General features: G+C 71.6%; 14 protein-coding genes. 1 reads left to right on the top strand and 13 read right to left on the bottom strand.

The window, feature by feature from the left end; all coding sequences use genetic code 11:
• Positions 1 to 159 precede the first annotated feature (159 nt).
• A complete protein-coding gene (locus VKZ50_06360; protein ID HLJ59335.1) occupies positions 160 to 849 on the bottom strand; it encodes a response regulator in 690 nt (229 codons plus the stop codon).
• A gap of 206 nt (positions 850 to 1,055) precedes the next feature.
• Here VKZ50_06360 and VKZ50_06355 point away from each other — a divergent pair, with 206 nt between their 5' ends.
• Positions 1,056 to 1,934 carry an NAD(P)-dependent oxidoreductase gene (locus tag VKZ50_06355; GenBank protein HLJ59334.1) on the top strand — a complete coding sequence of 293 codons (879 nt, stop codon included), beginning with the start codon at positions 1,056 to 1,058 and terminating at the stop codon, positions 1,932 to 1,934.
• A 4-nt stretch (positions 1,935 to 1,938) separates the two neighbouring features.
• Here VKZ50_06355 and VKZ50_06350 read toward each other — a convergent pair whose 3' ends face one another.
• The 12 genes from VKZ50_06350 to VKZ50_06295 all read right to left on the bottom strand — a co-directional run bounded on the left by VKZ50_06350 (position 1,939) and on the right by VKZ50_06295 (position 14,672).
• Positions 1,939 to 2,460, bottom strand: a complete 522-nt coding sequence (locus VKZ50_06350) for a gamma carbonic anhydrase family protein (GenBank protein ID HLJ59333.1) — start codon at positions 2,458 to 2,460, stop codon at positions 1,939 to 1,941.
• 11 nt (positions 2,461 to 2,471) lie between these two features.
• Positions 2,472 to 3,557 carry a histone deacetylase gene (locus tag VKZ50_06345; protein HLJ59332.1) on the bottom strand — a complete coding sequence of 362 codons (1,086 nt, stop codon included), beginning with the start codon at positions 3,555 to 3,557 and terminating at the stop codon, positions 2,472 to 2,474.
• A 1-nt stretch (position 3,558) separates the two neighbouring features.
• Positions 3,559 to 4,233, bottom strand: coding sequence for a ribulose-phosphate 3-epimerase (rpe, locus tag VKZ50_06340; GenBank protein HLJ59331.1), 675 nt, complete (start codon positions 4,231 to 4,233; stop codon positions 3,559 to 3,561).
• Between the two features lie 125 nt (positions 4,234 to 4,358).
• Positions 4,359 to 6,275, bottom strand: a complete 1,917-nt coding sequence (locus tag VKZ50_06335; protein HLJ59330.1) for a PASTA domain-containing protein — start codon at positions 6,273 to 6,275, stop codon at positions 4,359 to 4,361.
• On the bottom strand, positions 6,272 to 7,687 hold the full coding sequence (locus VKZ50_06330) for a penicillin-binding transpeptidase domain-containing protein (protein ID HLJ59329.1): 1,416 nt from the start codon (positions 7,685 to 7,687) through the stop codon (positions 6,272 to 6,274). The genes VKZ50_06335 and VKZ50_06330 overlap by 4 nt, the downstream gene beginning before the upstream one ends.
• A complete protein-coding gene (locus tag VKZ50_06325) occupies positions 7,668 to 9,005 on the bottom strand; it encodes an FtsW/RodA/SpoVE family cell cycle protein (GenBank protein ID HLJ59328.1) in 1,338 nt (445 codons plus the stop codon). The genes VKZ50_06330 and VKZ50_06325 overlap by 20 nt, the downstream gene beginning before the upstream one ends.
• 4 nt (positions 9,006 to 9,009) lie before the next feature.
• The gene (locus VKZ50_06320; GenBank protein ID HLJ59327.1) at positions 9,010 to 10,056 is read right to left on the bottom strand and encodes a Stp1/IreP family PP2C-type Ser/Thr phosphatase; all 1,047 of its coding nucleotides are present in this window, start codon (positions 10,054 to 10,056) and stop codon (positions 9,010 to 9,012) included.
• Positions 10,053 to 10,523 (bottom strand): FHA domain-containing protein, encoded by a 471-nt coding sequence (locus VKZ50_06315; GenBank protein ID HLJ59326.1) that lies wholly within the window; start codon positions 10,521 to 10,523, stop codon positions 10,053 to 10,055. The genes VKZ50_06320 and VKZ50_06315 overlap by 4 nt, the downstream gene beginning before the upstream one ends.
• Positions 10,520 to 11,290, bottom strand: coding sequence for a DUF3662 and FHA domain-containing protein (locus VKZ50_06310; GenBank protein HLJ59325.1), 771 nt, complete (start codon positions 11,288 to 11,290; stop codon positions 10,520 to 10,522). The genes VKZ50_06315 and VKZ50_06310 overlap by 4 nt, the downstream gene beginning before the upstream one ends.
• A 79-nt stretch (positions 11,291 to 11,369) precedes the next feature.
• Complete coding sequence (gene rlmN, locus VKZ50_06305) at positions 11,370 to 12,518, bottom strand: 23S rRNA (adenine(2503)-C(2))-methyltransferase RlmN (GenBank protein ID HLJ59324.1); 1,149 nt, start codon at positions 12,516 to 12,518, stop codon at positions 11,370 to 11,372.
• On the bottom strand, positions 12,515 to 13,957 hold the full coding sequence (gene rsmB / locus VKZ50_06300) for a 16S rRNA (cytosine(967)-C(5))-methyltransferase RsmB (GenBank protein HLJ59323.1): 1,443 nt from the start codon (positions 13,955 to 13,957) through the stop codon (positions 12,515 to 12,517). Before rsmB ends, rlmN begins: the two co-directional genes overlap by 4 nt.
• A 28-nt stretch (positions 13,958 to 13,985) precedes the next feature.
• On the bottom strand, positions 13,986 to 14,672 hold the full coding sequence (locus tag VKZ50_06295) for a zinc metallopeptidase (protein ID HLJ59322.1): 687 nt from the start codon (positions 14,670 to 14,672) through the stop codon (positions 13,986 to 13,988).
• Positions 14,673 to 14,718: the final 46 nt, after the last annotated feature.

Here is a 14,718-nt window from a genome sequence, read left to right as displayed (position 1 = left end):
CCGCCGCGTGATCCACGTCCCGGGCCCGATCATCCCTGGAGGCAATACGCTCAGATCGCTCGCCGCAAAGAGCTCAGCGCCCAGGGGGTGACATTTTCGCTGAACCGTTAGCATGACAGGATTGCTGAACTACGACAGGCGGCGAATCGCGCCGCGCGGCTATCGAGTCGCGCCGCCGGCGTGGAACACGGCGTCAGCCGAGAGCACATCCTCCGCGATCGCGCGCATCGCCCTCCGCGAGTTGCGGCTACGGCGCTGGAGCAACCGGTACGCTTCGTCCTCGGTCAACCCCAACCGCTGCATCATGATGCCCTTCGCCCGCTCCACGAGCTTCCTGGTCTCGAGGGCGTCGCGCGCCGCCGCCGCATCACCGGCTCGGGCGACCGCGACCGCCACGGCCGCGAGCAGCTCCGCTTCCTGCAACGGCTTCATCACGTACCCGTACGCGCCGACCTCTGCGGCCGCCGCCGCGAGCGCGCGGTCGCCGTACGCGGTCAGGAAAACGACAGGCACCGGTGCCTCGGTCTGCAGCCGGCGGGCCACCTCGATTCCGTCCCGACCGGGCATGCGAATATCGAGCACCGCAAGATCCGGCGCGGCGGCGCGCACCAACGCGACCACCTCGTCGCCGGAGGACGCCTCTCCAACGACCGCGTACCCTGCCTCCTCAAGAATGCAACGGACCCCCATGCGGATCACGGTTTCGTCGTCTGCGATAACGATGCGGCCGACCACGCGCGTCGTCCCTCCCTTGGCGTTCGCCGAAAACAACAATGCCCGCAGTACCTGCGGGCATCCCGGCCAGTCGACGTCGTGGTCGCTTCGCTTGAACTCGTGCTCACTATACACGCCCCGCGCGTGCTCGTCAAGGCGGGCGCGAACGCGGGTAAAACGCACCCCGCCACCCCTAGCGACCCATGCGATCGCCGCCGCGCCGAAGGAAAGCGCGCGCGCCGCGGCGGATACAAGCGGCGCGGGTGGATGAGCCCGGCGCGCGGCCCGGGGCGGCGCGCCGGGGACCGACCGCGACTTTCGGCCAAAGCGGGGGTGAGCGCGTGGCAGAACGTATCGGCTTCATCGGCCTCGGCATCATGGGACGGCCGATGGCGACACACCTGATCGACGCGGGATACGAGGTCAGGGTATGGAACCGCACACGGCAGAAGGCCGTGGACTTGATCGCCGCGGGCGCGCGCGAGGGCGCCTCGGCCAAGGACGTCGCCGCGCACAGCGATATCACGATCACGATGGTCGCCGACACGCCCGACGTGCGCCAGGTGATCCTGGGGGCGGACGGGGTGGTCGAGGGCGTCCGCGCCGGCGCCGTCGTGGTGGACATGAGCACGGTGTCGCCGGTCGCGACCCTGGAGATCGCCGAGGCGCTCGCGGCGCGCGGTGCCGAGATGCTCGATGCACCGGTGTCCGGCGGCGAGAAGGGTGCCCTCGAGGCCACGCTCTCGATCATGGTCGGCGGCAAGCCCGCGACGTTCGAGCGGGTCCTCCCGGTCTTTCAGAAGATGGGCAAGAACATTGTTCACATCGGCGGGCACGGCGCAGGCCAGGTCACGAAGGCCTGCAACCAGCTCGTCCTGTCGTTGACGATCCTGGGCGTCGCCGAGGCGCTGACGCTCGCGCGGAAGGCCGGCGTGGACCCAGCCAAGGTGCGGTCCGCGCTGCTCGGCGGCTTCGCGCAGAGCCGTGTGCTGGAGCTGCACGGCCAGCGGATGTTGGACGACAACTTCGAGCCGGGGTTTCGCACGCGGCTCTATCACAAAGACATGGGGATCGTCACGGAAACCGGGCGCGCACTCGACGTCCCGTTGCTCGGCGCCGGCCTTGCCGCGCAGCTCTACCAGGCGGCGATGAACAAGGGGTTTGCCGAGCTCGACTACTCGGTGCTGGCGCGCGTCGTCGCGGAGATGGCCGGGTCCTAGCGAGCTATTCCTCGCGGGCCAGCCACACCCGGTACCGGCGCGCCCGCTCGACATAGTGGATCGCGCCGGCGCGCAGGCGCTCGAGATCGGCGTCGCTCAGATCGCGGACGACCCGGCCCGGCACGCCCAAGAACAGCGTCCGCGGCGGCACGATCTTGCCCTCGGGAACGAGTGCGCCGGACCCCACCAGTGCCTCGGCGCCGACGCGGGCGCCGTTCAGCACGATCGCCCCCATGCCGACCAGGGCGCCGTCCTCCACCGTGCACCCGTGCAGAATCACCCGGTGCCCCACGGTCACGCCCCGGCCGATGCGGACCGGAAAGCCTGGATCGGTGTGCACGACGCAGCCGTCCTGCAGGTTGCTCTCGATCCCCAACGTGATCGGCTCTTCCTCGGCCCGACAGGTGGCGTGGAACCAGACGCTCGCGCCAGCCTCGACGACGACATGCCCGACAAGATCCGCAGACGGGGCGACAAACGCCTCCGGGTGAACGCGCGGACGGTGTGGGGGAACCGCGATCAACATCGGAGCCTCCTTTACAGCTTCCAGTACGCGCCGAGCAGGCCGCGCGCTTCGCGGGCGCGGGCGGCGGCCACGGCAAACGGAGCCTCCCCGATCTCCGCGGGCGGCTCGGCCACGCCGGCCGCAATGCCCGTGAAGCCCTCGAGCGTGGCCGCGACCGAGTACGCCAACCCGCCGAGATCGTACCCGCCCTCCAGCACCACGGCGACCGGCGTGCGGTCCACCGCCTCGCGAAGCAGGCGGCTCAGCCGGCCGAAGCCGCGGGCGGTGACGCGCATGTCGCTGAGCGGGTCCGCGTGGTGCGCATCGTATCCGGCGGACACGAGGATCAGCCCGGGAGCGGCCGCGCGTACCAGCGGAAGCACGACCTCCTCCCACAGGTGCGCGTAGCCGCCGTCGCCCACGCCCTCCGGCAGCGGCAGGTTGACGGTCGTCCCCTCCCCCGGTCCCTCACCCATCTCGGCCATCGCGCCGGTGCCGGGATACCAGTGCTCCTGGTGGATCGAGCACACGACGACGCCCGGTTCGCGGTAGAATACGTCCTGCGTGCCGTTGCCGTGATGCACGTCCCAATCGAGGATCACGACCCGATCGATGCCGTGCGTCTCGCGCGCGTGCCGCGCCGCGAGGGCCACGTTGTTGAACAGGCAGAACCCCATGCCGTATCCCGGTCCCGCGTGATGGCCGGGCGGGCGCACGAACGCCACGGCGACGCGGGCCTCATCCCGCAACACCGCGTCCACGGCCATACGCGCGCCCCCCGCCGCGAGCCGCGCCACATCATACGATGCGGGCGACACGGGCGTGTCGGCGTCCAGCGCGCCCCCGCCCGACGTGGCAATCTCGCGCACGAGCGCCACGTGTGCGCGCGTGTGGACGCCTTGCAGGTACGCCTCGTCCACGGGCTCCGGCGCGCGGCGCGGGAACTGTTCCCAGTACGGCGTGGTGCGAAGCAGCGCCTCGATCGCCCGGAGCCGGTCGGGACGCTCGGGGTGATGCGGGCCCGTCACGTGCGTCAGGTACGCGGGATCGGTGATGAACAGCGCGGGCGTCGGCACGGCGCCCGGATCGCGGCTTCCCGGTCCGGCGTCGCGCGCCATCTCAGGCCCGGGTGACCGTCCGAACCGCGGCACGCAATCGTGCGACGGCGGCGGGGACACCGTCGGGCGCGCCGAACACCGCGGTGCCCGCGACGAGCGCCGTCGCCCCGGCGTCCACCACCGCGGCGGCGGTGTCCGGCCCGATTCCACCGTCCGCCTCGATCTCAAACGCCAGGCCGAGGGATGCGCGTCGCTCCGCGAGCGCGCGGATCTTGCGCAGCATCCCCGAAATGAAGGGCTGGCCGCCGGTGCCGGGCTCCACCGTCATGACCAGGGCCGTCCCGATGATCGGCAGCACGTAGTCGAGCTGCTCCGGCGGAGTCGCGGGATTCAAGGCGACGGCCGGGCGCATGCCGAGCGCGGCGATCTGTTGGAGCGTGAGATAGAGATGTGGACAGGCTTCGACGTGCACGGCGATGTGGGTCGCCCCGGCCCGCGCGAACGCCTCCAGGTGGCGGTCCGGCTCGACGATCATCAGATGCACGTCGATCGGCAGGTGGGTGGCGCGCCGCGCCGCGCTCACCACCAACGGCCCCATCGTGATGCTGGGCACGAAACGACCATCCATGACGTCCACGTGGATCCAGTCGGCGCCGGCCTGTTCGGCCGCGCGGATCTCCTCGGCCAGCCGGCCGAAGTCCGCCGAAAGAATCGACGGGGCCACCTTGATCTCCATTCGCCCACCCACCGGAGTCACGATTCGGTCGGCCTGCGCGCCCGCGCGACGCGGGTCGTCCGCGCTCCCCGCCGCCGACCGCGACGCGGCGGTGCGACCCCGCCTGTGGCGGCCGCGCGAGGCTGTCAGGGACGGATCTCCTGGATCAACCGGCCATCGATGTAGACTTGCACGATCGTGTAGCCCGTTCCGGAGACCTGTTTGTCGAGGTTCTCGCCGGGGGTATCGTTCCCCTGGTAGGCGACGTGCACCCCTTGCTGGTCGATGACGACGATCCTCACGGTCTGGTGCGGCGGCCCCTCCGGCACGACGAGTTTGACGCGCGCCGTCCGGCGGTCCGACGTAGACGCCGCGGCCGAAGACGCGGCCGGCGTCGGAGGCGTCGCGGTGACGATCGGTTGCGTCGGGGGCGCCGAGGCGCCCCCGACGCTCGAGCGGGCCGCGATCGTCACCTCGACGGCGTCGCCGTGGCTGATCTGTGTCCCCGCGGCTGGGATCATCGCGATCACCTGGCCCGGCGGCAGGTCGTCGCGCGGCACCTGCGTCACGTTCCGCAGGGTGACGCCGAGGTCTTGGAGGGCCCGGCGAGCGTCGTCGAGCGACCGGCCGACGAGATCCGGGAGCACCAGCACCTGCTGCCCCTTGCTGATCGTCAGGTTGATGAGCGTTCCGCGAGCGACCGACGCGCCCGGCGCGGGATCCTGCGCCAGGATGAACCCCGACGGGACCGTCTGATCGTACGCTTCCCGGAGCTCCCCCACCGTGAGGAGCGACTGTTCCACCGCGAACCGCGCTTCCTCGAGCGAGCGCCGGCGCACATCCGGCACCGACACCATCTCGGGACCGAGGCTCGTGGTCAATGCGATGACGCGATCGACCTTGACCGTCTGCCCGGGCGGCGGGTCCTGGCTGATCACGGCGCCCGCGGGCACGGTGGCACTGTGGCTCTGCTGCACCACCTGCACCCCCAGGTGGTCCTCTCGGGCCGCGCCCTGCGCGTCCTGGAGACTGCGACCGACGAGATCGGGCGTGGACACCTCAGGTACGTTCAGGTACGCGTTCAGGGCGTGCCACCCGGTCGCGATCCCGACGAAGATCAGCAACAGTGCGACGCCGGCGACCACAAACGGTACGGCCGTGCGGAGCGGCGCCCGGGAGCGCCCGTCCATCACTCGCTTCCGGCGGACGACCGAGGTCGATTCGAGATCCACAGGCGCCTCGCGCCAGCGGGCGCCTTCCCCGCGCAGGTCCGCGCGCATCTCCGCCGCGGAACCGTACCGTTGGTCGGGGGGTTTGGCGAGCGCCTTGAGGATGATGCCCTCCATCGCCTCGCTCACCCGCGCGCCGTCCCGGCGCGGCACCGGCGCTGGGATGTGCATGTGCTTGAGCGCGATCGCGATCGGCGTGTCGCCGTCGAACGGCAGCGCGCCGGTCACCATCTCGTACAGGACGACGCCGAGCGAGTACAGGTCGGCGCGGCGACCGACCCCGAGGCCGCGCGCCTGTTCCGGCGAGAGATACTGCACCGACCCGAGCACCGTCCCGGTTTCGGTGATCGTCGTCGCTGCGAGCGCGCGCGCGATGCCGAAGTCGGTGACCTTCACCTGCCCGTCGGCGGCGATCAGGATGTTTTGCGGCTTGATATCCCGGTGGACGATGCCCTCGGCGTGCGCGTACTCCAGGACGTCGCACACCTGCGTGGCGATCCGCGCCGCCTGCGCCTCGTCCAGCGGGCCGACGCGGCGGAGCAGCGTCTTGAGGTTCTCGCCCTCGATGAACTCCATGACGATGAAGTGGACGTCGCCGTCGCGCCCGTGATCGTAGACCTGCACCATGTGCGGATGGGACAGACGGGCGACGGCCTCGGCCTCGCGCTCGAACCGCGCGACGAACTCCACGTTGTGCGCGTACTGGTCGCGGAGGACCTTGATCGCGACCGGGCGACCGTCCTCGCGGCGTCGGCCGCGGTAGACGAGGGCCATCCCGCCCTCGCTGATCGGACCGAGCACCTCGTACCGGCCGTCCAGCACGCGTCCGATCATGGACGACTGGCCTCCGCCGCCTGCGCCCGCAGCGCCGCCGCGAGGACCTGCCGCGCCGCGGGCGCCGCCACCTGGCCGCCGACGCCCGCGTTCTCGAGCAGCAAGGCGATCGCCACCGTCGGATGGTCGGCCGGCGCGAACGCGATGAACCAGGCGTGCGTCTGCCCGTGCGGGTTCTCCGCGGTGCCGGTCTTCCCGGCGACGACAACCCCAGGGAGCTGCGCCGCGGTCCCCGTGCCGCTGCGCACGACCTCGACCATGTCGGCGGCGATTTCGGACGCGATCGCGGGGGCCAGGACGTCGCGACCGCCATGTTGCGCATACGAGGCCAGGACGCGGCCGTCCGGGGCGCGCACCTGCGAGAGCACGAACGGCCGCATCGCCACGCCGCGGTTCGCGATGGTCGCGGCGACCACCGCCATCTGCAACGGGGTCACGAGCAGGCTCCCTTGGCCGAACGAGATCTGGGCGAGACCGCGCCGGTTGAGCAGACGGGGATCGGGCAGGTACCCGGACGCCGTCGGCAGGTCGAACCGCGGTGCCTCGCCGAGCCCGAACGCGCGGGCGGTCCGGAGGATCGCGTCCGCGCCGGTCGCGAGACCGAGGTGCACGAAGGCGACGTTGCAGGACACCGCAAACGCCTGTGCCACCGTCATCGGACCGTACCGCTCGTGCTCGAAGTTCGTGATCACCGCACCATCCACGGAGACCGAGGCGGCACAATCGACCGCGGTCTGCTGGGTCGTTCGGCCGCCCGCGAGGGCGGCGGCGAGGACGACTGGCTTGAACGACGAACCGGGCGGGTACTGACCCGAGGTCGCCCGGTTCAGCAGCGGCGACACCGGGTCGCGCGAGATCGCGAGCCACTTGGGATCCACCGACGCGGGATCGAACGTGGGACGGCTGACCAGCGCCAACACCGCCCCGGTGCGCGGGTCCAGGACGACCGCCGCGCCCCGGTTGTTCCCAAGCGCCTGCGCCGCCTGCTGCTGCACGGTCGCGTCCACGGTCAACACGAGGTCATCGCCGTGCGGCGGCCGCCCCAGCGCGTTTTGGAGCGCCCCCCACGGATCCGTCGCCGGCAGACCGAGGAGCTCGGGGTCGTACCGCGCCTCGAGACCGGCGAGGCCGTAGCGCGAGCTTCGGTACCCGACGAGCGGCGCGTACAGCGGTCCGTCGGTGTACCGGCGCACCTGCCGGCCCCTCTGCGTCACGGAGTCCGCCAGCACGGCGAGATGACGATCGAGCACGCGGCCCCACTGGATCTGCTCCGAGGCGATCGCGAGCCGAGGGTTCTGCGGGCTGTCGGCCAATTCCGGGCCCCAGATCACCTGAACGCCGGCCAGGTACAGCAGCAGGACGACAAACAACCCCGCGAGCAGCCGGCCGAGTTTAGCGGTCCGCCGCGCCACGGAGCGCCTCCACGTCGCGGCGTCGCTCGACCGCCCGGGCGCTCACACCGAGGAGCAGCGCGAGCGCGATGAAGTTGCTCACCGCGGCGCTTCCCCCGTAGGTCAGGAACGGCGCAGGGATTCCGGTCAGGGGGATGAGCCGCGTGCTGCCCGCAAGAATGATGAACGTCTGCAGCCCGAGCGCGGTCGCCAGCCCGACCGCCATGAGCGCCTCGAACGTCCCGCCGGCGAGCACGGCGGTCCGGAACATCCGGCCGACGAGAACGAGGTACAGGGCGACCACGCAGAACGTCCCGACCGCTCCCAGTTCCTCGCCGACCGCCGGGAAGATCATGTCCGTGTAGGACGCCGGCATCAATGTCGGATGCCCCGCCCCGAGGCCCGTTCCGACGATCCCGCCGGTCGCGAGGGCATAGAGCCCCTGAAGGATCTGATAGCCGCCGCCCGACGCGTCGGCCCAGGGATTGACCCAGACGTCCACGCGCAGGCGAACATGCCCGAACCAGTGGTAGCAGAGGGCCGCGCCGGAGACGAACGCGGCGAGACCGAGCAGCGCGTAGTCGGCGCGCCCCGTCGCCACGTACAGCATGGCGATGAAGATGCCATAGTAGAGCATCGCCAGCCCGAGATCACGCTGAAAGACGAGCAGGAGCAACGCCCCGAGGCAGCACGCCAGCATGGGGCCCAACCGTCCGAGCTCCACCCGCCAGCGGCGCGGCCCGGGCAGCATCAGCGTCCCGCGGGTCTCCGTGAGCACGCCGGCAAAGAACGCCACGAGCAGCAACTTGACGATCTCACCCGGCTCCACGGCCACCCCGCCGAGCAGCAGCCACTGTCGCGCGCCGTTTCGCTCGACCCCGGCGACCACCGTCACCGCCAGCAGGACAAGGCCGAGTGCCGCGCACAGGTACGTGTACCGTCGCACCCACCGGAGGTCTCGCAGGACACCGATGGTGAGCAGGAGTGCGGTGAGCCCGAGGGCGATCCAGGCGGCCTGCCGGACGAGGTACTCCGGGCGAAGCCGGTAGATCATTACCAGCCCGATCGCCGACAGCCCGGCGGCAACCGGCAGCATCACTTCGTCGGCGGCGCTGCCGGCCGCGCAGAGCGCGGCGTGGACGATCAGAAACCCAGCGAGCGCAACGCCGCCGATGGCGACCGGGCGCCACGGCTCAGCCGCGTACAGGGCAAGGTGCACTGCCGCCAGCCCAATCACGCCGAGCCCCACGGCACCGACCAACAGGCCGCGCTCGCGGGTACGGAACACGAGCGCTCCGCGACCCGGGACGGCGTGGGCGTCGACCGTGGACGCGCTCATCCGCTCACGGCCGGCGCACGAGATCGGCGAGCAGCGTTTCGGCGTCCTCGGGCGTGCGCACCGGGATGCCCTGGAGCACCGTCCCGCGGTACGCGGGGGCGATCTCCGCGACCGGAACCGGAGTGGCGCGCACCACCGAGAACAACGGCACGCCCAGCACGCGCGCCGGCACCCCGCGCATGACGGCTACGCGGTCCCCGCGCACGCCGAGGAAATACGAGTGCTCCAGATGGTAGACGGCAACGCCGGCCGCGAGAAACATGGCGAGCACCACCGGCGCCACCGCCCGGGTGAGCTGCACGGCCCAGCGCGGGCGCACCCGAACCACGACCACCGAGGCGTTGTCGAGCCCCCCGCGAGCGTTCGCTAGGCTGACGAGCGTCCGGCACGCCTCCTCGACGTCCGGGGTGCCCCGCACGACCGCGGCGATCTCCTCGGGAGGCACCGCATCGTGCAACCCATCGCTCGTGAGCACCAACACGTCCCCGCCCCGCAGCGGCACCGACAGCACGTCGATCTGCGCGTCCGGCCCGATGCCGAGAGCCCGCGTCAACACGTGGCGCTGGCTGTGCGCCCCCACATCGTCCGGGGCGAGGTCACCCCGCCGGACGAGTTCCTGCACGAGCGAGTGGTCGGTCGTGAGCTGCCGGACCTCGCGTCCGCGAATGAGATGGGCCCGACTGTCGCCGACGTGAGCGATGACGCCTTCCTGTTCGCTCACGACGAGCGCCGTGCACGTCGTCGCCATCCCGGACCGCTCCGGCGCGTCGGCGCGCGCCAGGATCTCGTCGTTGGCCTGCCGCAGCGCCCGCACAAGCGCCTGGGACGGCGGCACCCGGCTCGCGATCAACGCCGGCACCTGGGCGCGCAACACGTCCGTCGCGAGCGCGCTGGCCACGTTGCCCGCGGCGTGACCGCCCAGACCGTCCGCGACCGCATACAGGCCCGCGCCGCGTCCGGCGCGGTCGAGGAGCAGGATGCGATCCTCGTTCACCTCCCGCACGCGACCCGCCTCGCTGCAACCGGTGCCGGTCGCGACCAACCCCTTCATGGTGCCCCGCCCGCCCGTGCCGCCCCGTCGGGCCCGCGCCGGGTCTCCGGTTCCACGCGTAACGCCAACACGGCATCGCCGATCTGCAGACGGTCGCCGGGGCGCAGCGCGCAGGGCCGCCGGACACGCTGGCCGTTGACCAGCGTCCCGTTCGTACTCTTCAAGTCCTCGACCCAAAGACGTCCGCCGCGCACGAACACGCGCGCATGGTGCGAGGAGACGTACCCGTCCTGCAACATGATCGCACACTCCGGCGCGCGGCCGATCGTCGCCTCCCCCACCACGAGAAACTCCCGGCCGCGAAGCGCCTCCGGCTGCTCGACGACGAACAGCGTCCGCGCGGACGCCGCCGGCACGGACCGCACGTCCAGGTCGGCGAGCACCGCGCGCACGACGCGGGCGACGAACAGGAGCAGCCCCGCGAGAAACGCGAACCGGAGGATGGGCAGTACGAGCGACGTGTTCACGGCGCGGAGAGCAGCTCCAGGAGCACGGTTCCGATTTGCACGCGATCGCCGGGCCGCAGCGGCACCGGCGCAGAGCCCGTCGGGCGCCCGTTCACGAGCGTCCCGTTGGTGCTGCCGAGATCGAGGATCGAGGCTGCGTCAGCGGCGATCTCGATGCGCGCGTGTGCCCGGCTCACGCTGGGGTCGTCCAGCACGATGTCTTGATCAGGACGCCGGCCGAGGGTCATCACCGGGCGATCCAGTGGGAACTCCCGCCCGGCGGCCCCCGACGGACCGGCCTGCACACGCAGTCGCAGCGTCAGCAGCGCGGGGTCGCGGCGCCGGTAGATCCGTGTGTCCCCGTCCGACACCGGAGGCGTCGATCCGGACGCGCCCGAGGAACTGGCGGCCGCCGGCTCGTCGGGCGCCAGCCGTGCTTCGACGTAGATCGCGCCAGGCGTAATCTCGTCCCGCGCGTCGAGCGTCACCCGGACGGCCCCCGGGAAGCGCCCGCCCAATTCGCCGGCGCGGGCGCGCAAGGACGACTCCAGCTCGGCGACGAGCGGCGCGGCGAGCGCCGCGTACGGTTCGAACTCCCGGGGATGGAGGAAGACCCGGTACACGTTCGGCACCAACAAACCGTCGAGGCCGGCCACCGCGCTCTCGTCCATGGCCCGGAAGAGGCGCCGCGCGATTTCCACCGGGTGCACGCGATCATGGGCCCACCGCGAGAACACGCCCTCCACCAGCGCCTCGATGCGCCGCTCCAGGCGCATCAGCAGGCTCATGTGGACCTCCGCCGTCGCGGCGGGACGGCGTGCGGGCGCGGCGTGCCGCACCGCCGGCGGCGCGCGCCGCAGAAGTCGATCATCGCGCACCCCCGCGGGAAACGGAGACAGGAGCGGGCGTCCAACGGGAGGGCCGGCCTTGGCCCTCGGCCAGGCGAAGCTGGCCGCACGCCGCCTGGATCTCAGTGCCCCGCTCGATCCGCACGGTCACGGGAAGACCCGTCCGACGCACGAGCGCGGCGAACGCCAGCACACTCGGCACCTCGGGTCGGCGAAACGGGATGCCGGCCACGGGGTTGACCGGGATGAGATTGACGTGGCAGTGCACGCCGCGCAACAGGCGCCCGAGCGCGTGCGCCTCCGCCGGGCCGTCGTTCACGCCGTCGAGCAGCACATACTCGAACGTGATCCGCCGATTCGTCGTGGCGACGTACGCGCGGCAGGCCGGAATCAACTCGTCGAGAGGGTAGCGGTGGTTCGCGGGCACGAGCCGATCGCGCAGCTCCTCGGTCGGCGCGTGCAGCGACACCGCGAGCGTTAGCTGCAGTCGCTCCGCGGCGAGCCGGTAGATCTGCGGGACGAGGCCGACCGTGGAGATGGTCAGGCGGCGCATCCCGATCCCGAGGCCAAAGGCCGATGCCAGGATACGGGCGGTGCGGAGGACCGCGTCGTAGTTGGCCAGCGGCTCGCCCATCCCCATGAACACCACGTTGCCGATCCGTACGCCGGCCTGCGCCCGGATCAGCAGCGCCTGCCCGAGTATCTCGCCTGCCGTCAGGTTGCGCGAGAATCCGCTGAGGCCCGTCGCGCAGAACGCGCACCCCATCGCGCAACCGACCTGCGAACTCAGGCACGCGCTCCGGCGGCCGTCGTCGAACCGCATGAGCACGCACTCGACCGTCTGGCCGTCCGCGAGCCCGACCAAGTACTTCGTGGCCGACCCGTCGGGCGCGTCGATCGCCCGGCGGAGCTGCGGCGGCGTGATGCGTGCGCCGGCCTGCAGCCGCTCGCGAAACCCCTGCGGCAGATCGGTCATGGCCTCCACCGTTTCCACACCGTGCCCGTACAGCCAGCGCGCGATCTGCCGGCCGCGGTACCGGAACTCCCCGAGCGACTCCGCGAGTGCCTCGAGCTCCGCGACCGAGAGCCCGCGGAGCTCGACCGGGTGCCCGTCGTTCCGGCCGTGACCGGCGCCGCCCCCAGGCCCGGCACGCTCGACCGCACTCATGTCGCCCTCCGAAGTACCGCAACGAAAAACCCGTCTGTGCCGGTGCGATGCGGCAGCAACAGCGCCGATCCGGGCGTCTCCCGCTCGATGGCGGCGGCCGGGCCGGCCGCCCCGAGCGGGGCCGCGACGCCACCCGGCCCCGGCGGCCACCCGGCGGTCGACGCCGGCGCAAACTCCGCGTGCGCCGCGAGGAACGCCTCCACGACATCTACCCCTTCCTCCGGCTCGGTTGTGCACACGCTGTACACAAGAACCCCACCCGGCCGCACCGCGGCGGACGCGCCGTCGAGAATCCGACGCTGTTCGGCCGCGCGCGTGCGCAGATCGTCTGGCTGGAGGCGCCACTTGATCTCGGGGCGACGCCGCAACACGCCGAGCCCCGAACACGGCGCGTCCACCAGCACGCGGTGCGCGTCGCCCGCATGCGTCTCCCCCAACCGGGCCGCGTCGAGTTGGCACGTCTCGACGATCGTCACGCCGAGCCGCGCGCACTGGCGAGAGACCGCGTCAAGTTTCGCCGCGTGGACGTCGCACGCGATGATGCGGCCGCGGTTCTCCATCAACGCGGCGAGGTGCGTCGTCTTGCCGCCGGGCGCCGCGCACGCGTCGATCACCGTTTCCTCGGGGCTGGGGGCGAGCAGCCGCGCGACCAGCATCGACGCCTCGTCCTGCGGCGAGAACCACCCCTCGTCATACGCCGCCTGCCGCGCCGATGCGCGCGCGCGCCGATCGGCGTGTCCCGGCCCGTCCCCGCGCGGCGCCGCCGCGTCGCGGTCCCCGGCGACGACGATCCGCCGCCCCTCCGGCAGCCACACGGACGGCTCCGTGCACACACCCCGGTCGGCAAGGCGCGCAGCGATCAGGTCGGGCGCGCCGCGCAGCGTGTTCAGCCGGATCGTCGACGGCGGCGTGGCGTTGTTCGCGTCGCACAGCGCGCGCGTTTCCTCGATCCCGAACCGCGCGACCCACCGGGACACCAGCCACGCCGGATGCGAGCGGCGCAACGCGATCGCCTCGACGGTCGCTCCGTCCCTCGGTCGCTCCGGCGACGCGGCCACGCGTCGCAACACCGCGTTGACCAACCGCGCGGTTCCGACATGACCGACGCGCTTCGCCAGCTCGACCGACTCGCTGCAGGCGGCGTGCGGTGGGATGCGCGGAACGAACAGCAACTGATAGGCGCCCATGCGAAGCACGCCGCGGATCCGCGCCGGCAACGCACCGAGCGGCGTGCGCGTGAACCGGGCCAGCGTCCAGTCCACCTCGGCGCGGTGACGCAGGGTCCCCAAGGTGAGCTCGGTCGCCAGCGCCTCCTCGACGGCGCTGAGCCCCGCCCGCTCAAGCGCACGGCGCAGCAAGACGCCGCTCCAGGCGCCGTCGTCGTCCACGCGGTGGAGAACCTCAAGCGCCACCTCTCGCGAGGTGCGCGGAGCGTCCATCGGGGACACGGGCCGAGGCGCGGCGGTGTCAGTCCTCCCGGCGCATGTTGGCCAGCAGCAGCATGCGCAGCAGTTGCAGCACCGCCATCGCCGCCGCCGCCACATACGTCAGCGCTGCCGCGTTGAGCACCGTGCGTACGCCTTGGAGTTCGTCGGGGGTCACAAAGCCTTCCGTCGCCAGCACGCGCATCGCCCGCCCGCTCGCGTCGAACTCGACCGGCAGCGTCACGACCGTGAAGGCGACGGCCGCGCTGAAGATAAGAATGCCGAGTTGCATGAACGCGCCCGAGTGGAAGAAGAACCCCAAGATGAAGATCGGCCAGGCGAGCCACGACCCAAACTGGGACGTCGGCACCATCGCCGACCGCAGGACCAGCGGCCCGTAGTGCTGCGCGTGTTGCAGCGCATGACCGGTCTCGTGCGCGGCCACGCCCACCGAAGCGACCGACGCGTCATCGTACACCGCGGACGACAGCCTGAGCACGCGCGTCCTCGGATCGTAGTGGTCCGAGAGCGTACCGTCGATGCGCTCGATCTCCACGCTGGAAAGCCCGTTGCGGCGGAGGATCTCCGCGGCGACCTGCGCGCCCGTCATGCCGTTCGAGATCGGCACCTGGCTGTAGCGAGCATACGCCGATTGCACACGCAGCTGCGCGTACAGCGCGAGGAGGGCCGCCGGGATGACGATGAAATACGTCGGATCCCAGAAAAACATCATCTCACCCCCATCGCTCCCTATTCTAACATACCTGTTCTAGCGT

It is taken from the genome of bacterium, from assembly GCA_035295165.1.
In the GTDB taxonomy this organism is placed as follows: domain Bacteria; phylum Sysuimicrobiota; class Sysuimicrobiia; order Sysuimicrobiales; family Segetimicrobiaceae; genus JAJPIA01.
This window is presented reverse-complemented; position numbering and strand designations above follow the sequence as displayed.